This is a genomic window from Streptomyces yerevanensis (assembly GCF_000716805.1).
Taxonomy (GTDB): Bacteria; Actinomycetota; Actinomycetes; order Streptomycetales; family Streptomycetaceae; genus Streptomyces; species Streptomyces flaveus.
In genome coordinates, this window is sequence record NZ_JNWJ01000005.1 from 66,519 (window position 1) to 85,486 (window position 18,968).

General features: G+C 69.9%; 15 protein-coding genes. 4 read left to right on the forward strand and 11 right to left on the reverse strand.

Annotated elements, in window-relative coordinates; translation table 11 throughout:
• Positions 1 to 5: 5 nt before the first annotated feature.
• From OP79_RS06390 to OP79_RS06410, 5 genes are all read right to left on the reverse strand, one after another.
• Positions 6 to 1,073, reverse strand: a complete 1,068-nt coding sequence (locus OP79_RS06390; protein WP_033318993.1) for a LacI family DNA-binding transcriptional regulator — start codon at positions 1,071 to 1,073, stop codon at positions 6 to 8.
• Between the two features lie 79 nt (positions 1,074 to 1,152).
• On the reverse strand, positions 1,153 to 2,811 hold the full coding sequence (locus OP79_RS06395) for a type 2 periplasmic-binding domain-containing protein (RefSeq protein ID WP_033318994.1): 1,659 nt from the start codon (positions 2,809 to 2,811) through the stop codon (positions 1,153 to 1,155).
• A gap of 109 nt (positions 2,812 to 2,920) precedes the next feature.
• A complete protein-coding gene (locus OP79_RS06400) occupies positions 2,921 to 3,808 on the reverse strand; it encodes a carbohydrate ABC transporter permease (protein WP_033318995.1) in 888 nt (295 codons plus the stop codon).
• A complete protein-coding gene (locus OP79_RS06405) occupies positions 3,805 to 4,659 on the reverse strand; it encodes an ABC transporter permease (protein WP_033319161.1) in 855 nt (284 codons plus the stop codon). The genes OP79_RS06400 and OP79_RS06405 overlap by 4 nt, the downstream gene beginning before the upstream one ends.
• Positions 4,660 to 5,081: 422 nt before the next feature.
• Positions 5,082 to 5,519: a protease inhibitor gene (locus tag OP79_RS06410; RefSeq protein WP_033318996.1), complete on the reverse strand. Its 438-nt coding sequence runs from the start codon at positions 5,517 to 5,519 to the stop codon at positions 5,082 to 5,084.
• A gap of 334 nt (positions 5,520 to 5,853) precedes the next feature.
• On the opposite strand from OP79_RS06410, the gene OP79_RS06415 reads away from it, so the two are divergent.
• The gene (locus OP79_RS06415; RefSeq protein ID WP_033318997.1) at positions 5,854 to 6,438 is read left to right on the forward strand and encodes a hypothetical protein; all 585 of its coding nucleotides are present in this window, start codon (positions 5,854 to 5,856) and stop codon (positions 6,436 to 6,438) included.
• A gap of 52 nt (positions 6,439 to 6,490) precedes the next feature.
• On the opposite strand, the gene OP79_RS06420 is transcribed toward OP79_RS06415, so the two are convergent.
• From OP79_RS06420 to OP79_RS06430, 3 genes are all read right to left on the reverse strand, one after another.
• On the reverse strand, positions 6,491 to 8,146 hold the full coding sequence (locus OP79_RS06420) for an RICIN domain-containing protein (protein ID WP_033318998.1): 1,656 nt from the start codon (positions 8,144 to 8,146) through the stop codon (positions 6,491 to 6,493).
• 367 nt (positions 8,147 to 8,513) lie between these two features.
• Positions 8,514 to 8,894, reverse strand: a complete 381-nt coding sequence (locus OP79_RS06425) for a hypothetical protein (RefSeq protein WP_033318999.1) — start codon at positions 8,892 to 8,894, stop codon at positions 8,514 to 8,516.
• Positions 8,895 to 8,897: 3 nt separating this feature from the next.
• Entirely contained in the window at positions 8,898 to 9,143 is a 246-nt protein-coding gene (locus OP79_RS06430) for a hypothetical protein (protein WP_033319000.1), read from the reverse strand.
• Between the two features lie 242 nt (positions 9,144 to 9,385).
• Between OP79_RS06430 and qcrB the strand changes: the two genes are divergently transcribed.
• Positions 9,386 to 11,077, forward strand: a complete 1,692-nt coding sequence (gene qcrB, locus OP79_RS06435) for a cytochrome bc1 complex cytochrome b subunit (RefSeq protein WP_051744448.1) — start codon at positions 9,386 to 9,388, stop codon at positions 11,075 to 11,077.
• A gap of 306 nt (positions 11,078 to 11,383) precedes the next feature.
• Positions 11,384 to 13,798 (forward strand): SpoIIE family protein phosphatase, encoded by a 2,415-nt coding sequence (locus tag OP79_RS06440; protein ID WP_051744449.1) that lies wholly within the window; start codon positions 11,384 to 11,386, stop codon positions 13,796 to 13,798.
• Positions 13,799 to 13,840: 42 nt separating this feature from the next.
• Here the strand turns inward: OP79_RS06440 and OP79_RS06445 are convergent, their stop codons facing one another.
• Both OP79_RS06445 and OP79_RS06450 read right to left on the reverse strand, forming a co-directional pair.
• Positions 13,841 to 15,700, reverse strand: a complete 1,860-nt coding sequence (locus OP79_RS06445) for a ricin-type beta-trefoil lectin domain protein (protein WP_051744450.1) — start codon at positions 15,698 to 15,700, stop codon at positions 13,841 to 13,843.
• A 257-nt stretch (positions 15,701 to 15,957) separates the two neighbouring features.
• On the reverse strand, positions 15,958 to 16,878 hold the full coding sequence (locus OP79_RS06450; protein ID WP_033319001.1) for a helix-turn-helix domain-containing protein: 921 nt from the start codon (positions 16,876 to 16,878) through the stop codon (positions 15,958 to 15,960).
• Positions 16,879 to 16,942: 64 nt separating this feature from the next.
• On the opposite strand from OP79_RS06450, the gene OP79_RS06455 reads away from it, so the two are divergent.
• A complete protein-coding gene (locus OP79_RS06455; RefSeq protein ID WP_033319002.1) occupies positions 16,943 to 17,773 on the forward strand; it encodes a phytanoyl-CoA dioxygenase family protein in 831 nt (276 codons plus the stop codon).
• A 541-nt stretch (positions 17,774 to 18,314) separates the two neighbouring features.
• Here the strand turns inward: OP79_RS06455 and OP79_RS06460 are convergent.
• Positions 18,315 to 18,962 (reverse strand): HAD-IA family hydrolase, encoded by a 648-nt coding sequence (locus tag OP79_RS06460; RefSeq protein WP_033319003.1) that lies wholly within the window; start codon positions 18,960 to 18,962, stop codon positions 18,315 to 18,317.
• Positions 18,963 to 18,968: the final 6 nt, after the last annotated feature.

Here is an 18,968-nt window from a genome sequence, read left to right on the forward strand (position 1 = left end):
CTCCGTCACTTGGGGGCGCGCCCCGGCGGGGGCGGCGAGACGCTGTCGCGTACGACGATGTGGGTGCCGAGCAGATGGTGGGCGCCCGCGGCGTGCTCGGGGTCGCGCAGGGCGATGCGCACGGCGGCCCGGCCGAGTTCCTCGGCGGGGGTGCGCACGGTGGTGAGCGGTGGGCTGAAGTCCTCAGCGAGCGGGATGTCGTTGTAGCCGACGACGGAGATGTCGTCGGGCACGCGCAGCCCGGCGTCGGCGATGGCCCGCAGGGCGCCGGCGGCGACCATGTCGTCCCCGGCGAACACGGCGGTGAACTCCCCTGTGTCGCCTGTGCTCTTGAGGAGCTCGGTCATCGCGCGATGGCCCGCCGCCCGGCCGAGCCCGCAGTCGACGACATGCGCGGTCTCGGGCGGCAGCCCGTGCTCGGCGAGCGCGGCGCGGTATCCGGCGACACGCGCGTCGAGGGCCGTGTTGCCGGGCAGCCCGCCCAGGAAGGCGATGCGGCGGTGGCCCGCGGACAGCAGATGGCCGGTGATGGCGCGGGCCCCGGCCTCGTTGTCGAACTCGACGACCAGCGCGGGGATGTCGGGGTCGGGCGCGGGCCGCCCGCACAGCACGAGGCGCGCTCCGGACGAGTCGAGGGCGTGCGCGTAGTGCGCCACCCGCTCCCGGTAGGCGTCGTCCTCGACGACCCCGCCGACCAGGATCACCAGCCGGGCGCCCTCTTCGCGCATGAGCTGCACGAAGTCCATTTCCCGCTGCGGATCCCCCGCGGTGGCACCGAACACGCAGACCCAGCCGCGTTCGGCCGCTTCCGCCTCGACTCCCTCGGCGACCTGCGCGTAGAAAGGGCTGGTCACCTGGCGCAGCACGACGGCGACCATCTTGCGTCCGCCGCCGACCAGGGCGCGGGCGTGCGCGTTGGCGACATAGTCGAGCGCACGCGCCGCGCGCATCACCCTGGTGCGGGTGGCCGACGGGACCGGGTAGTTGCCGCTGAGCACCCGCGAGACGGTGGCCACGGACACGCCCGCCCGTTCGGCCACCTCGCGGATCGTGACCCGCCCCTTTGCCGCCATGTCGTTCCCCGTTCCTCTGGTTCACTTCGCCCGTGACCTGCCGGTCCTTGCCACCTGCCGGTCCATGCCACCTGCCGCCTCATGTGTTGGCGGCGTGGTCCTCGGCGAATTCCTCGGCCATTCTGTCGCCACCTCGCTGACGCCATGTCTTGACCGTCGCGTCCCACTCGGACAGCGGCGTGCGTCCGGCGATGATCCCGGTGGCGGTGTCCTTGAGGAGCGTTTCGAGGGTGGTGCCCTGGGAGGTGTGGGTCCGGGACTGGAGTCCGAACGAGGCATTGCGGATGGCGTGCGGGACGGTCTTCACCTGCCAGGCGTGCAGGGCCTTCACCGCGTCGGGCATGCCGGGCACGAACAGCACCTGGGGTCCTTCGGCGAGGTACTTCAGCGGCAGGTTGGTGTTGTTCTCGACCTGACCGAGGTCGTTGGGCTCGGGCGAGCCGTCCTTGGCCCGGGTGAAGTGGGTGCCTTCCAGGCCGTAGTGGACGAGTTCCCACTCCTTGCTGCCGAACGGCGCCGCGAGATAGTCGAGTACGCGCAGCAGCAGCTGGATACGCTCCTTCTTCGCCTTCTTGAGGATGGTGTAGCCGAACGAGCGGCGTGCCCCGACGATGCCCCCCGGCGTCCCGCCCACGCTGTACGGAAGAGCCGGCGCCGGTGTGAACTCCCGGCCCTTCTCGAGGAACTTGGGGAGATAGCCGCCGAAACCGTCCTGTATGGAGCCGACCGTCCCGTTGTAGTAGAGGTCGATCATCTCGGGCTGTGCGCTCGAGGTCGCGTCGGGGTGGTAGGAACCCGCCTTGCGCAGCCGGAGCTGGAAGTCGAGCATCTGCTTGTAGCGCTCGTCGGCCGCGGACGGGAGGAACGTACCGTCTTTCTTCACCGACCAGCCCCGTGCGTGGACGCCGTGCGCCGCGGAGTGGAAACCGTCGCCGAACACGGACCCTTCCGCCGCCCCCAGGGCGTACTTCTTCCCGCCCGTGCCCTTCTTGGCGACCGCCGCGAAGTCCTGGTCCGTCCAGCCTTCTTTCATCCCGGCGGCCCCGAAGGACTCCTGGTTGAGCCAGAGCGTGGAGCCGGGCAGCGGGCGTTCCAGGGGTATGCCGTAGATGCGGCCGCCGATGCGGCCCATGTCGCGCCAGGCCTGGGTGGGGATGTTCGCCAGGTTCGGGTAGTCCGCGACCGCGTCTCCGGAAAGGAACGGTGTGAGGTCCTCGGCGCGACGCTGCACGAACTGGGCCTCGCGCGGCAGCACGAACCCGGAGAAGACGTTGATGATGTCCGGGAGCTGACCCGGGTCGCCGGCCATCACCGTGGCCATCTTCTTCTGGTAGTCGGGCTGCGAGATGATCGTGTACTCGATCTTCACGCCGAGGGCCTTCTCCACGGCCTGCCAGAACCGGTTCTCCCCCCGCCCCTTCGGGGGCACGCCGAAGCTGATGGTCATCACCTTGACCGTGGAGCCGTCCCCGGGGGTGCCGGACACCGACTTCGCCAGGTCGGACGGGTAGGAGGTGTAGCCGGGCTGGACTCCTTCCGCGGTCGGCGCCAGGTCTGGCTTGGGCCCTGTGAAGGCCTTGAACGTGGGCCAGGGCGCCAGCTTCTTGCCCGCGTTGGAGACCCCGTCATCACCGGACTCCGTGGAGCAGGCGGTCAGGGCGGCCGGAGCGGCGAGCGCGAGACCGCCCACGGCGGCGGTGCGCATCAGGGCACGGCGGGACAGAGGGGTTCCGGACATAGGTGTTCTCTCCCAGCTCTGGATGACTGCGCCCCGTAAGGGGCGCGGGGAACTGCGCGACCAGCCACAGACGGCCGGCAGCCTCATGACTGCACTTCCAGTGGAACGCTCAGCTCTTGATGGCGCCCGTGAGCACGCCCTTCGTGAAGTACTTCTGCAGGAAGGGGTAGACGAGCAGGATCGGCACGGTGGCGATCACCAGCACCGCCATCTGCACGGTCTGCGGAGCGTTGACCGTGCCCTCGCTCGTGGCGGTGTCAGTGAGGTCCGTACCGGCCACCACATAGGTACGCAGCACCTGTTGGAGCGGCCAGTGGTCGCTCTCCAGGTAGAGGGAGGCGTAGAACCAGGAGTTCCAGTACGCCACCGCGTAGAACAGGCCGACGACCGCGAGTGCCGCCTTCGACAGCGGAAGCACGACCGACCACAGCACGCGCCAGTCCCCCGCCCCGTCGAGGCGTGCGGCCTCGTACAACTCCTCGGGGATGCCCTGGAAGAAGCCGCGCAGGACGACCAGGTTGAAGACGTTCACCAGCACCGGCAGCACCAGTGAGGAGTACGAGTCGAGCAGGCCGAGCTCCTTGACCACCAGGAAGCTGGGGATCATGCCCGGCGGGAAGAGGAAGGTGAACAGCACCAGCAGCAGAACGGGTTTGCCGCCGAAGACGCCGGGGCGGGACAGCGCGTAGGCGAGGGTCACCGTGCAGGCGAGGCTGAGCAGAGTGCCGACGACCGTCACTCCCGCGCTCACGCCGAGGGCGTGGGTGACGATGCCGCCGTCGAGGATGTCCTGGTACGCCTTGAGTGTCGGCTCCTGCGGCCACAGCACCCAGCCACCGCCCTCGACCACCTCGCGCTGCGAGGCCAGCGAGGTCGACACGATGACCAGGAAGGGCACGCACACCAGCAGGACGACGGCGACGAGGGCCACGGCCTTGGCGGCCTGGGTGAGCGGCTTCGGCTTCTCCATCCAGCCGGGCCGGACATGGGCGCTCACTTGTAGACCCCCTGTTCGCCGAGGCGATGGGCGACCTTGTTGGCCGCGTAGACGAGGAGGGCGCCGATGACGCCCTTGAACAGGCCCGCGGCCGCGGCGAATCCGTAGTCGCCGCCGACGATGCCCTGGTAGTAGACGAAGGTGTCGATGATCTCGGCGGCCTCCGGGCCGACCGCGTCGCGCTGGAGCAGCATCTGCTCGAAGCCGACGGAGAGGATGTCGCCGAGCCGCATGATGAGCAGCAGGACGATGACCGGGCGGATCGCGGGCAGGGTGACGTGCCAGAAGCGCCGCCAGGGTCCGGCGCCGTCGATGGCGGCGGCCTCGTACTGCTGCTCGTCGACCTGGGAGAGCGCGGCGAGGAAGATGATCGTGCCCCAGCCGGCGTCCTTCCAGATGACCTGGGCGACGGTGAGCGGCTTGAAGGCGTCCGGGTTGCCGATGATGTCGACGGTGCTCAGTCCAGCGTCGCCGAGGTAGCTGTTCACCAGGCCGGTGTCACCGAGGACCTGCTGGAACAGGGCGACGACGATCACCCATGAGATGAAGTGCGGCAGATACGCCACCGACTGCACGAAACGCCGGACGGTGCTCCAGGTGAGGGTGTGCAGGAGCAGGGCGAGCGCGAGCGGGACGGGGAAGTAGAAGACGATCTGCAGGACCGCGATCCAGAGGGTGTTGAGGACCGAGTCCCAGAACGCGGTGTCCTGGAACATCCGCTGGAAGTTCTCCAGGCCGACCCACGGGCTGCCCCAGATGCCGTCGAACGGCACGTAGTCCTTGAACGCGATGACGTTGCCCACCAGCGCGCCGTAGTGGAACACAAGGAAGTACACGAGCCCGGGCAGCATCAGCAGGAACAAGGTCCGGCTTCTGCGGGCGTGTAAGCCTTTTCGCTTCGTACGCGCATCAGGCGGACGACGGCGAGAAGGGCTCACCGCCTCCTTGCCCGTGCGCTCCTGCAACACCGCGGCCACGGAGCCTCCTCACCTCTGGCTGTCGGGTGCGGAGAAAATTAAAACGTTTCCAACGCGGGGTCAACACTTCTGACACAGCTGACAGTTGGGGCTTGGGGTGGCTTGCGCCCCGACCTGCGTTGATCCCTGAAAACGTTTTAGGCCGTGGATGCCCGTGAATGCCGAGGGCCGGCAGGACGGCCCCACTCCGTCCCTGCCGGCCCCCGGGTGAGATCGCGTGGCGTCCGCGACAGGGCCGCACTCCCCAGCTACGGGCCCCGGGTCGAGGTTCGCGGGCGGTGCGCGATCCCGGTCTCTCAGAACGTGAAGACGGCTCTCCCCTGAGAGTTGTTCTTCACGCACTCGTTCGGGAAGGTGCGCTCGTAGGAGACGCGGCGGCCCTGCCAAACGCCGTCGACCGTGACGACCACGGGCCGGTACTCGCGAGTGCACATACCCTCGCCTCTGCCGGCCAGGGTGTCGAAGTCCCCGCCGGACGCGCGCAGTTCGGCACAGGCCCGGGCAGCGTCCGGGTGCGTGCCCGAGGCGACGGGCGCACAGGTCAGAGTGACCGCGCGGTCCGGGGCGGCAGTGGTCGCGCTCTCGCCTCGGCCCACGGTGAGCACGAGGGCCGAGGGGGCGTAGAGGGTGGACGGGGCGGGCTCGGGGGCGGCGTGGGCGGCTCCGGCGAGGGGGCCGCAGACGGCGGTGGCCGTCAGGGTGAGGGTCGCTGCCCAGCGCGCGGTGTTCGGCATTGTGTGCATCCTTCCGCTTGGGTGGCATTCCGGATCGTTTGCGTTCCGGAACGTTCGGGTGCCGGTTCCTGAGTGCCGGACCGGCGAGCGCGAGTCTGCCGAGTCCGCGACGGAAACACACGTCCGCCCCACGCGTTTCAGTAACGTTTCGTGTTGAATCAGTGGCGTGAAGTGACGGAAGTTGAGCACGCCAAGCCTGTAACTGAGCGGGTGCCGCGGCGTGGAAGACGCGTTCTGGCCGGATTCGCACCGCTCAGCAATAGGCCGGAAACATTCCGCTTCCAGCGGAAGCGAAACTCTTGCCTTCACTGTGCGTCGAAGTAAGGCTCATTACATGATTACAACTGAGCAGCACGAGAAACTGCGCGGCTGGTTCGCCGGCCGGCTGCCCGACGATCTCTTCGAGAGCCTCAGTGAAGTGACGGTCGACCGCGAGGAGATCACCGTCATCGGCCGCATAGCCGAGCCCCGGCTCGCCGAGGGCGTCTCGGACGCCGAGAAGGAGGCGGCCGTCGAGTCCCGTATCCAGGAGTTCCGGGAGCGCACCCGCGACGACCGCGTCGCGGTGGCCCGCGAGGCCGAGCACCGCTTCCGCAAGAAGGTCTCGTGGGGCGTGGAGTGCGGGGGCGAGCGCGCCCTGTTCACCCATGTCGCCGCCCCCGTCATGACCCGGCTGCGGCAGCCCCAGCGGCAGGTTCTGGACACCCTGATCGCCGCCGGTGTCGCCCGAAGCCGCAGTGACGCACTCGCCTGGTGCGTACGCCTCGTCGAACGCCACGCGGACGACTGGCTCACGGAACTGAGGGACTCCCTGGAACACGTCCAGCGAGTGAGGGCCCAGGGGCCGGACGCCGAGGACGCCGCGGCCCACGAAGCCGAGCCGGAGGACGCGCCTCGCGACGAACAGACCGAGAACTGACCGGAGTTGGCCGGCGGCCGGGCGGCCTGAGGCACCCGGCCGGGCGCAGCCCTCAGTCCGAGTCGCTCACCGTTTTCGCCACCGACAAGGACTCCGGGCTCGCCGAGGACGTGCTGCCGTCCGTGCGCCAGCGCTGCTCGTCCGACCTGTCGCGGATCTTGACGACCACGTCCGCGTCCTCGTCCTTGGCGGCGGGGGCGACCGCGAGGTCTTCCTGCCAGCGCGGCAGCAACTCGCCCTGGACGGTGAGGTCGTAGCGGACGTCGTCGCCCCGCTTGGAGCCCGCGGAGGCGCAGCTGCCCAGGACCACCACACCGGCGTCCACGTGGGAGTCCACGCACAGGTCGGAGTTCGCGACACTGCGCAGCAGTCCGTCCTCCTCGTAGGACCACTCTTGGGTCTCGGCGGAGGAGCACGCCTCCAGCTTGAGCGAAGCACCGGACTGCGCCTTGCCCCCCTTGATGTCCAGGCAGAGATCCGCGGCGAGATTGCGCAGCCGGGTCTGCACGGGAGGCGTGGGAAGCGCGGGCGGCGGGGACGTCGACCCGGCGGGCGGCGCCTGGGGGCCGGGAGTCGCGCTCTGGCCGGGGCCCGGGGTGCCGGAGGCGGAGGGGTCACCGCCGTCGTCCTGCGGCCACAGGGTGGTGATCAGTAAGGTTGCCAGCAGCGCCCCGGAGACCACGCCTATGCCGGTGAGCATGGCCTTCGAGTTCCCCGGGCCCGGCGCGGCCCTCCGGCCCCCGGAGGAGAACTGGGGCAGCACGCGCCCGCGATGACGGCCGCCGCCGCCCTGCCGTCTGCCACCGGAACGACTGGGCCGCCCTGCGGACTGGCCCCGACCCGGACGGGAGTCGAGATAGCGGCGGGCGCCCCAGCCGAGCACCGATTCGGCGAGCAGCACGCCGAGACTGCCCTGACCGCCCTCGAAATGGCTGAGCTGTTCGGCCGCGTAACGGCAGAAGCGGCACTCCAGCAGATGCTGCTGGACATCGGGGAGCAAGGTGCCGCCGCGCCGAATCGGGACGTCCAGGAGACGGTTGTAGTAGCGGCAGTCCTTGTTCGGCGCGAGTTCGCGGTGGGCCCGTACGCAGCCCTGGCGGAATTGCTCCCGTGCCTGGTCCAGAGCGGCCGACGCGGTGTCGGGATCCATACCCAACAGACCAGCTGGTACGGATATGTGTTCTGCCTCGACCTCGGTGTGCCACAGCACGCACTGGGCGAGTCCCGGGAGGGCCTGGAAAGAACGTTCGGCGAGCTTGCGATTTTCCGGCGTCATCGACTTCGTGGCGCGCATACCACGGCCTCCGGCGGGTTTCCGGAGTTCCGGCAGAACGCCGGATATGCGATCCGCGGCGGACCAGGCCCGGACCGTGTCCCGCACGGTCACCAGGAGGTGGGGGCGCAGTGCGGCGGCGGACTCGGCGCGTTTGAGGCGGTCGAGGACCTGCTGGAAGGCGGCCGCGGTGACCATCGAGGCGACGCTCGCCGAGGTGGCCAGGCAGATGACCGCGTAGTCGTACGCGGGCTGCCAGTGCCGTGCCATCAACAGCGCGACGGACTGGGCGAGTTCGCCCTCCGGCTGCGCCCGCAGGAGAGCGGCGAGGCTCTCGTCCGACTCCCCGGGAGCGGTGGCACCCCCGGGAGTGGGAACGACGGCGATGCCGGGGCGCGGGGGGTATGTAGGACGAGGTGGGTGGGGGGTGTGCACTGAGCGGGGTCCTTCCAAGGCACAAGGTGGCACACAGAAGTTCTGACCGCCGAAAGGTGCTCCTGGTTGGTGCATACCTTTCTGGCTTGGCGCATGGAAAGCGGCCGGAGGGGTGGTCCGGTCGAGCCGTCGGCCGCCCGCCTTTTGAGCAAAACCGGCAGAACTAAAACTCGAGCATCGAATCAGACCCGGCCCTTAACCATGTACGGGGAAGTTCACCCTTGCACAAATCCCACACAGCCAACAAGCCACTCACGCGACTTGTGCAACATCCGACCTCTGAAGGAAAGTCAAGGTCGGTCCGTCAAGCCGCCCCGCCCCGCTGTGCAACGGTTTTCAAAATCGAACTGCCGACAGGCGTACGCCTTCAGATCTGCCAGGAGCGCAGGCGGTCGGCCGCACCGAAGACGTCCGCCTTGCCGGACATCAGGTCGCGCGCGAGGTCGACGAGGGCCCCATAGGGCGGGTCGATGCCGACGCCGCTGACGAACATGTACGAGACCGCCGTCGCACAGGCGAAGCGGGCGTTGGCGGACGGCAGGGGCTTGAGCAGGGCCAGGGTGTGCAGCAGCGCGGCGGCGCGCCAGGCCGGGTCCGAGTCCACGCCGAGCCGCGGCGGGTCCACGCGGTGCCGGGCCACGGCGGCCACGAGCACGGAGAAGTCGTTCACCGTGGGCTGGTCGGGCAGGACCTCTTCGTGGCGCTGGAGCAGCCACGGAACGTCGATATGGATGACAGGGGCGGCCATGGGTCAGGCGACCCGCCCCTCGCCCTTGCCGGCTGGTTCGTCCTCGGGGAAGGCGGCGGCGAACTCATCGGCGTGCGCCGCGAAGAACCGGCGGAAAACGTCCGCGCCTTCCTGCAACGCGCGGTGCCGCACGATGTCGGCGGCCGCCGCCTCGCGTACCAGGGCCTTCATCGACGTACCGCGCTCCTTGGCGATCTGCCGCAGATCCTCGAGCTCGCGCTCGCTGAATTCCACGTTGAGAGCTGGCATGCCCCTCACGGTACCGCGCGGGTACTTACTCGTAAATAGTCGCAGGTCAAGTGATACGCGTGACGGTACCGGCGGGTGGTGCAACGGCATCCCGGGCCCGTACATGCTGAGACGTACGTCACTCTCCCCCGCCGGATGTCACATTCCGGGCCCCCGCAGCCCTCGCAGTAGTGAGGCGCACTACGGGAGACAGGCATGTCCAGAAGTCCGGTACCGGGGACGGCGACCGACGAGGTCCTGAAATGACCACGTACGAGAAGGCGCCCTCGCACCGTCCCGCGGCTGACGAAGCGTCCTCGGGTCAGCGCGTGGCCGACTGGGTCGACGGCCGCCTTGGCATCCACAGCCTCGGCAGGAAGTACCTGCGCAAGGTCTTCCCGGACCACTGGTCGTTCCTGCTCGGGGAGATCTGCCTGTGGAGCTTCGTCGTACTGATCCTCACGGGTGTCTATCTGACGCTGTTCTTCCATCCGTCGATGAACGAGGTGACGTACCACGGCAGTTACGTCCCGCTGAAGGGCGTGCGGATGTCGGAGGCGTACGCCTCGACGCTGGACATCAGCTTCGACGTACGGGGCGGACTGCTGATCCGGCAGATCCACCACTGGGCCGCGCTGATCTTCATCGCCGGGATGCTCATGCACATGATGCGGCACTTCTTCACCGGCTCGTTCCGCAAACCCCGTGAGATCAACTGGCTGTTCGGCTGGACGCTGCTGTTCCTCGGCATCTTCGAGGGGCTCTTCGGCTACTCCCTGCCGGACGATCTGCTGTCGGGCACCGGGATGCGGTTCGTGGACGGCGCCCTTTTGTCGGTGCCGATCGTCGGGACGTATCTGTCGTTCTTCACGTTCGGCGGCGAGTTCCCCGGGGACGATGTCATCGCCCGCTTCTACTCGCTGCACGTCCTGGTGATCCCCGGCATCATGGCGGCCCTGGTGGTGGCCCATCTGATCCTGGTCTTCTACCACAAGCACACACAGTTCCCAGGGCCAGGGAAGACCGAACGGAACGTCGTGGGCGCGCCGTTCATGCCGGTGTACATGGCGAAGGCGGGCGGCTTCTTCTTCCTGGTGTTCGGGGTGATCACGCTGATCGCGGCGATCGCGACGATCAACCCGGTCTGGTCGTACGGCCCTTACCGCGCCGACCAGGTGTCCACGGGAGCCCAGCCGGACTGGTATCTGGGCTTCGCGGAGGGGCTGGTGCGCATCATGCCGGGCTGGGAGATCAACGTGGCGGGTCATACGCTGGTCATGGGCGTGCTGATCCCGATCATCGTTTTCCCCCTGCTTCTGGTCTTCATCGGCGTGTATCCGTTCCTGGAGTCCTGGGTCACCGGCGACAAGCGCGAGCACCATCTACTGGACCGTCCGCGCAACCGACCGATCCGTACCTCCATCGGCACGGCCTGGATCAGCCTCTATCTGATCCTGTTCGCGGCCGGCGGCAACGACATCGTGGCCACCCGCTTCCATCTGTCGATCAACACGGTCACCTGGGCGGCCCGGATCGCGGTGCTCGTCGTCCCCGTCCTCGTCTTCATCGTCACCCGGCGCATCTGTCTGGGGCTGCAACGCCGGGACCGCGAGCTGGTGTTGCACGGTCGCGAGACCGGCGTGATCAAGCGCCTGCCGCACGGCGAGTTCGTCGAGGTGCACCAGCCGCTCTCCCCCGCCGAGTTGCACACGCTGACCCAGCACGAGCAGCCCAGGCCGCTCGATGCGGGCCCGGCACGCGACGCGAACGGCGTGCCGAGCCCGAACGGCTCGAAGGGGCGGCTGCGGGCTCTCCTCTCCCGCGCTCTGTACGGCGCCGGAGCGCAGGTGGCGAAGCCGACGGCCGAGGAGTACCGCGAGGCCCATCCCGATGAGGAGGTCGAGGAACGTCAGGAAGCCCGCACGATCAGCGAGGCGGGGCCTCCAGACGGCTGATCCGCTGCGCGTCACCGTCATGACGGGTTTCCTCATCGTCGACAGCTCAGGAAAACTCACAACTGCTCGCAATCAAACAGATTCTGACGGTCCGACACTCTGGACCGTCAAGACTCCGACAGGCTTGCTCTGTCCGTCGCGTCACATCGGCCGGAAACCCCCGGTGACGGACGGGCCCGCGAACGACAGGCGGTGCTGGTGTGCTCCAGGCGGTGTGCAGACCCCCTCCACGGACTACCCTGGGACCCAAGTGACGCAGCTGATCACTGTCAGTGTCCGCAAGGGACGCAATGGAGTGTGGCGACGATGAGGAGCCACGACGACACACCGCCGCCCGACGGTCCGGACTACCCCTTCGACGAGACCGCCACGGCACGGGCCGTCCTCGACGCGGACGGCATCATCGTCGAGTGGAGCGAGGGCGCCCGGCGCCTGCTCGGCCATGCCCCGGCCGATGTCCTCGGCCGGCCCGCCGCGGATCTGCTGGCCCCGGGCGGCGAGGCCGCGGGGCCCGAGTCGACGAGCGCTCGCTGGAGCGGAGAGCTCGCGCTGCGCCATCAGGACGGCCGCCCCCGGAACGTATGGCTGCTCGCACACCGGCGACGGCCCGAGCGCGGCGACCGCAGCGACTGGCTCCTCGTCGCACCCCTCGACGGCAGGGACCCGCTGCCCGACGGCGATCCCCTGACGACCGCGCTCCTGGAACAGTCCCCCTGCGCCACGGCGATCTACGACGAGCGGCTGCGGCTGCGCCGGATCAACGAGGCGATGGCCATCGCGATCGGCCTCCCGGAGGAACGGATCCGCGGACTGCGGCTCCCCGAGATCGGCGGTAGGCCGCAGAGCGAGGACCTCGAACGGCATCTGATCCGGGTGCTGCTGTCCGGGCAGCCCGAGGATGTGCAGACGTACATGAGGATGGGCAGTGAGCGGGAGCCGCACGCCTGGCTGGCCCGTATCGCGCCGCTCACGGACCCCGAGGGCAGGGTGCGCGGCGTCTGTCTGACCGCCCACGACTTCACCGAGCAGCACCTGGCCCGGGAGCGCCTGCAGCTCGTCAACGAGGCGAGCATCCGTATCGGCTCCACCCTCGACGTCAGACGCACGGCGCAGGAACTGGCCGACGTGTGCGTGCCCGCGCTCGCCGACTTCGTCAGCGTCGACCTGATCGATGTGGAGGGCCGGAGCGGCGAACTGTCCTCCGGGCGGCTGTCCGCCCCCGTCAGCCTGCGCCGTGCCGCCCACCGGTCGGTGAACCCGGGCAACCCGGAGGCGGTGGTCAAGCCGGGCCAGGTCGACGTCTACCCGGCATCCTCGCCGCAGGCCGACTCCCTGCTGGCGGGCCGGCCCATCGTGGCCTCGGACCTCGCGTCCACGCTGTCGGAGTGGCTCGCCTGGGACCGGCCGCGCTTCGAGCGTGTCAAGGAGTACGGCATCCACTCGACGATGTCGGTCCCGATGCAGGCCCGCGGCGCGCCCCTGGGCGTCGTCGTCCTCACCCGGTTCCGGCGGGCCGAGCCCTTCACCCCCGACGACGTCCTGCTGGCCGAGGAGATCGCGGCCAGGGCGGCCGTCTGCATCGACAACGCCCGCCGCTACACCCGCGAACGCGCGACCGCGCTCGCCCTGCAGCGCAGCCTGCTGCCCCGGACACTGCCGCGCACGGCCGCCCTCGAAGCGGCCTCCCGCTATCTGCCCGCGGCCCAGGCCGGGGTCGGCGGCGACTGGTTCGACGTGATCCCGCTGTCGGGCATGCGGGCCGCCCTGGTCGTCGGGGACGTCGTCGGCCACGGCGTCCAGGCGTCGGCCACGATGGGGCGCCTACGGACCGCCGTCCGCACGCTCGCCGACATCGACCTGGCTCCGGACGAGCTGCTGACCCACCTCGACGACCTGGTCCTCAAGCTGTCCACCGAGGCAGGCGGCGACGGCACGACGGGCGAGGTCGGCGCCACCTGCCTGTACGCGGTGTACGACCCGATCAGTCGCCGATGCACCCTCGCACGGGCCGGGCATCCGCCCCCGGTGATGCTGCCGCCGGACGGCCCGCCCCAGGAGATCCACGTACCGCCCGGGCCGCCCCTGGGTCTGGGCGGGCTGCCGTTCGAGTCCATCGAGCTCACGCTCAACGAAGGGACCGTGCTCGCCCTCTACACCGACGGCCTGGTGGAGAGCCGCGACCGGGACATCGACATCAGCCATCGGATGCTGTGCCAGGCGCTGGCCCGCCCCTCGAGCTCCCTGGACGACACCTGCCACCACGTCCTCCAGTCGCTGCTCCCGCCGACCGGCGTTGCCGACGACGTGGCCCTGCTCCTCGCCCGTACCCGCGGACTTCCGGCCTCTCAGGTGGCGACCTGGGACATCCCGGCCGACCCCGCCCTCGTGGCTCCTGTCCGCAAGCAGGTCGTCCATCAGCTGGGCACCTGGGACCTGGATGAGGCGGCGTTCACGACGGAGCTCGTGGTGAGCGAACTCGTCACCAACGCCATCCGGTACGGCGAGCGCCCCATCCGGCTGCGCCTCATCCACGATGCCGACACGCTGATCTGCGAGGTGTCGGACGCCAACCACACGGCTCCGCATCTGCGTCGCGCCAAGACCTTCGACGAGGGCGGTCGCGGACTGCTTCTGGTCGCCCAGCTCACCCAGCGGTGGGGCAGCCGGTACACGCCCGAGGGGAAGACGATCTGGGCGGAGCTGACGCTGGACGAGGACTGACGGTTCGGATGTGACGTGGCTTCTCCGGCGGTGCCTTTCGGGTCATCGTCGGCCGCCCTCGCCTCCGGACCAGCCGCCGCCTCCGGGCCAGCCGCCTCCATACCCGTCACCTCCGTACCCGCCGCCGTGCCCGTCGTACCAGCAGTAGTAGCCGTAGCACGGCTGGCCGGGGTCGGGGGTGGGGGTCGCCGGAGGCACAGTCGGGGACGCCTCCGACGGTGTGGGGGGCGGCGTGCGGGTCGGGGTGGGCCGGTCACTGCGCGTCGGTTCCGGCGAGTCGCCGTCCGTGTACGCGTTGATCCACTCCATCTGGAGCGAGTCCACCGAGGTGTCGAACTGCCAGCGCTGGATTTCGCTGTCGTCCCGGGTTTTGAGGACGAGGTCCGTCTTGCCTTCCGGCGCGGCGGGTGTCAGGGCCAGTTCCGCGCGTGCGAGCGGCACCAGGCTGTCGTCGAGGGTGAGGTCGTACCGCACGTTCTTGGTGTCTTTCTTGGTCCGGCCCTCGCACTTGCCCAGCCGGACCGAGGAGGCGAGGCGGGAGTCGAGGCACAGCTCGGGGACGTCGAGGCTGCGGAGGAGGCCATTGCTCTCGTACGACCACTGCTGCCGGGCGGAGGAGGTGCAGGTGGTGAGCACGGCCTCCGCGTCCTTGACCGCCTTGCTGCCGGCGATGCCGACGCACAGATCGTTCCCGGCGTTGCGCAGCCGGCCGCGCACTGTGCCGGACGGCGAGTCGTCCGAGCCGGCTCTGGACGGATCGGCACCGGGCGCCTGGGAACCGGGTGTCCTGGACGCCGTCCCCGTTCCCGCGTCGGAGGGAGGCTGAGTGTCGTCCCTGTCGCCGGCCCACAGGGCGAGCGATATGGCGACGCCCGCGCTCACGGCGAGCGCGGCCAGGGCGAGGGTTCTCCGGCCGCGCGAGCGTCTTCTGGGCTCGAAGGGGTGAGGTTCCGTGGGGTGGGGCTCCGCGGGAGGAAGGCCGAAGTGCTGCTCGGTGGGGTCGTCGGGGTACGGGGAGGCTTGCGCCTCGTGGTGGTAGGCGCCCGCGGGGTCGGCAGTCCAGGATTCGCCCGAGGTCACGGCCACGACCGGACCCGGCGGCGGCTCCTCCATGAGCGGGCCCGTGGGTGCCCGGGCCACGACGGGGCCCGCCTGTGCTTCCTCGAAACGGGCACGGCGGCCGGGCCGGGAGTCGAGATAGGGCCGTGCTCCCCAGCCGAGCACCGCCTCGGCCAGCAGCACCGGCAGCCGGCCGCCGGACTGGTCCAGCTGGTCGGCCGCGTACCGGCAGTACCCGCATTTGTTCATGTGCCGCAGCAGGTCGCGGCAGGTATCGCCGCCGCGCCGGAGCGAGGCGTCCAGCAGTCGGTTGTAGCGACGGCACTCCTCCCGGGGGGCGAGTTCGCTGTGCGCCTCGAGAGTGCCCACACGCAAGAGGTCACGCGCCCGCTCCAGCTGTGCGGGAGCGTCGGCGGCGGTCAGGCCGAGCAGTTCGGCCGGTATCGCGAGGTCCTCCGCCTCGACTTCCACGTGCCACAGAATGCAGCGGGCGGGCTCCGGCAACTCCTGAAATGCGCGGGACACCAGGCGCCGGTTCTCCGGCGGAAGAAGCCGTGCCGTGGCGCGGTCGCCGTCCTCGGGGCCGGAGTGGAGATCGGGGTGGAGCTGGGAGCGCCGGTGGTCCGCGTCCCATTCGGCCGCGATACCGCGCACGGTGACGAGCAGCCGCGGCAGCCATGCCACGGTCGATCCCGTCCGCCGCTCGTATTCACCGAACGCTCGTGTGAATGTGGCGGTGGTGAGCATTCCGGCGTACTGCGTACTGCTGGTGCACAGTCGCGCGTACGAGTGGACCGCTGCCCAGTGTCGCGCCAGCAGTTGCTCGTCCGTCGCGCCGCTCACGTGCACTTTCCTCCAAGGACCTTGCCGAAATCAGTGCATACCAGTCGGTATGGAATTACCGCACACCACCAAACGCACCCTTGCACAGCGCACCGTCCCGGTACAAGCGGAACCCCTCAACCTCCTTTTCTACCCGAGTAGTTGTAGCCGACAAGGCGTCAACAAGAGTTCGCCTCCAGGTGATTCGAATTTCGTTTCCTGAAGTTACCTGGAGTATGTGCCGATTTGCCGTCCGGGAAGGGCAGACCTCGGATGTTCTACGGGGCGCGGAGTCCGGCCCGATACGCACCGGGAGGCGTCCCGTAACGCTGCTTGAAGACGCGGTTGAAGTGGAACGGGCTGGTGAAGCCGGAGGCCGCCGCCACCCGTTCCACCGGCAGGTCGGTGGCCTCCAGGAGCCGGGCGGCGTGCAGCAGTCGTGCGGCGAGCAGGGCCCGCATCGGGGACTGGCCGAGCTGCTGACTGAACAGGTGCGCGAACCGGGAGGGCGACAGCGACACGCCCGCGGCCAGCGACTCCACGGTGTGCGGCGCGCCCGGGTCCGCCGCGATCAGCGCCTCGGCCCGGCGGATCCGTACGTCGATGCCGGACCGCTGCGGCTCCGAGCGCGCGGTGGCGGCCGTGAGCAGCACGATCGACTCCAGGGAGCACAGGGCCAGTTCGCGGGCCGCGGCTCCATGGGCGACGGCGACCTGACCGGCCTCTGCGGTGCCCGGCGCGGCGGTCCGGCCGGGTGGTGCACCCTGGCCCGTCCACCGCGCGTCGGTCAGCATCCGCCGGAACGTCGACTCCACGCGTTCGGGTACGCCGCCCGGGGCCGGCGGCACCACGTACAGCCGGTCCCCGCGTGCGTACGGCCGCAGCCAGCCCGCCCACGACGGCCTGGCCTGGCAGTGCACCCACCAGAACGCCCAGCGCCGGGCGCCCGGCGCGACCGCGTACCGATGGGGAACGTCCGGTCCGAGGACCACCAGGTCCCCCGCGCCCGCCCGCGTTTCGACGGCGCCCTGGCTCAGCCGTCCGTGTCCGCCCGTGGTCCAGGTGAACAGCCAACTGTCCGCGCCGCGCGGCCGGTTGACGTTGTAGCCGGGCCGTTCGTCGAAGCGGCCGACGGTGACAAGACCCGGTGGCGGGGCCGGGACAGCAGGCTCGGGCAATCCCTCAGCGTCCACGGGCATCCTCCCGAAAGACGCGGCGGCCTAGCGTGGGATGGACGGAGCCTGAGCCGGAAAGGGTGAACGCATGACAGTCACGGACATCGGCGCCTTCCATGAGCCCATCCTGCCCGAGGCCGGCCACCGGCAGTTCGAGGAGGACGGCTTCACGGTGCTGCGCGGACTGTTCGGCCGGGACGAGATCGCCGAGCTGAACGCGGAGTTCATGGCCCTGCACGCCGCCGGTCCGGTGCCCGGCCACTTCGAGCCGCGCGTCTCGGAGACCCTGGGGCCCGCCGATCCGCTGCACCGCTACCCCCGCGTGATGCACCCGCACCGCATCAACGACTTGGCGCTGCGTTTCCTCCTCGAACCGCGGCTGCGCGGCGTCCTGGAGACCCTCTTCGGCGAGGAGGTCCTCGCCGCCCAGAGCATGTTCTACTTCAAGCCGCCGGGCGCCCGGGGCCAGGCCCTGCACCAGGACAACTTCTATCTCCGTGTCGAGCCGGGCACATGCGTGGCCGCGTGGATCGCCTGCGATGTGATCGACCGCGAGAACGGCGGCCTGAAGGTCGTTCCCGGCACGCACAAGATGGACCTGTTCTGCCCGGAGGAGGCCGACGAGGGGCTGTCGTTCGCGCGGGAGTACGTACCGCCGCCGGCCGGCCTTGCCGCCGTGCCGGTCGACATGTCGCCGGGTGACGTTCTGTTCTTCAACGGCACGCTGGTGCACGGCTCGCAGCCGAATCGCTCCGCTGACCGGTTCCGCCGGTCGTTCATCGCCCACTACGTGGGGCGGTCGGCCGAGTGCATCGGGAGCCACTACCGCACGCTGACTATGAGCGGTGATCCGGTTCCGCTGCGGGAGAGCGAGGGGGCGGGGCCTTGCGGCACGGAGTTCGCAGCGGGACCGCACTAGGCGCTCCGCTGGGTTCGTTTTTGGGTGCGGGTGCGTTGTGGCTGGTCGCGCAGTTCCCCGCGGGGTGCCTCCGGCGGTTGGGCGGGGCGCCTACGGGGGTGGTTCGTTTGGTTCGTGGGCGAGTGCGGGTGTGTGGGTGGCTGGTCGCGCAGTTCCCCGCGCCCCTGGGGTGGGTGGGGGTGCGGGGTCGTGGGCCGGTGCGTCAGCCCGTCGCAGGGCGGGCATACGGCCCTGGCCTGGTACACGGTCCTGGTCCTCCGAGACCGAAGCTAAGCGACGGGCATACGACGCACCGGCCCACGCCCCCTCCCGCCGGAGGGAAGCCGCGGGTAGTCGGGGGTGCGGGCTTCCCCAGGGCGCCTGGGTAGGCGCAGGCTTTTGCTTTTCAGGGGCGCGGGGAACTGCGCGACCAGCCACGACGCACCCGCAGCCGCAACACGCAGTGTCACCCACCACCCCCTTGGGGGGTCTGGGGGCGCAGCCCCCAGTTTCGGGAAGGGGCGGGGTTGGGGAAAGGAACCCTCCCCCACCCCGGTAGGCGTCAGGACCGCAACAGTCGCGCAGCGGTTAGGTCCAGGACGCCGTCCTGCCAGGTCAGCCCTCGCAGGTCGGGTACGACGACGGAGGCGTCCGTGGCCAGACCCCGCTCGCCGACTCCGATGACGTACGCCCCCGCCGTGGCCCCCGCGGTCGCGCCCGCGACGCTGTCCTCGAACACGACGGCTGTCGCCGGGTCGAGTCCGAGCTTCTCGGCCGCCGTGCGGTAGCCGTCCGGGGCCGGTTTGCCGTGGGTGACGTCGTCCGCAGTGATGAGTACGAGTGGCAGCGGCAGACCCGCGGCGATGAGGCGGGCCCGGGCGAGGGCGGTGACGCCGGAGGTCACGATGGCCCAACTCCCTTGCGGCAGGGCCGTGAGGAGGTCAAGGGCGCCGGGCAGTGCGGTCGTGAGGGCGGCGGCCTCGATTTCCAGGCGGTCGATCTCGGCGAGCGCCGCGGGCCGCTCGGCCGGATCGTCGACGAGCAGCGCGACGGTGTCGGCGGAGCGCCGCCCGTGCACCATCGCGGTGACCTCCTCGGCAGGCAGGCCGCGTTTCCGGGCCCACCGGCTCCATGCCTGGTCGACACCCTCGTCGGAGTCGACCAGGACGCCGTCGTTGTCGAAGAGGAGGCCTTGGCAGGGGATCTTCATGTGGGG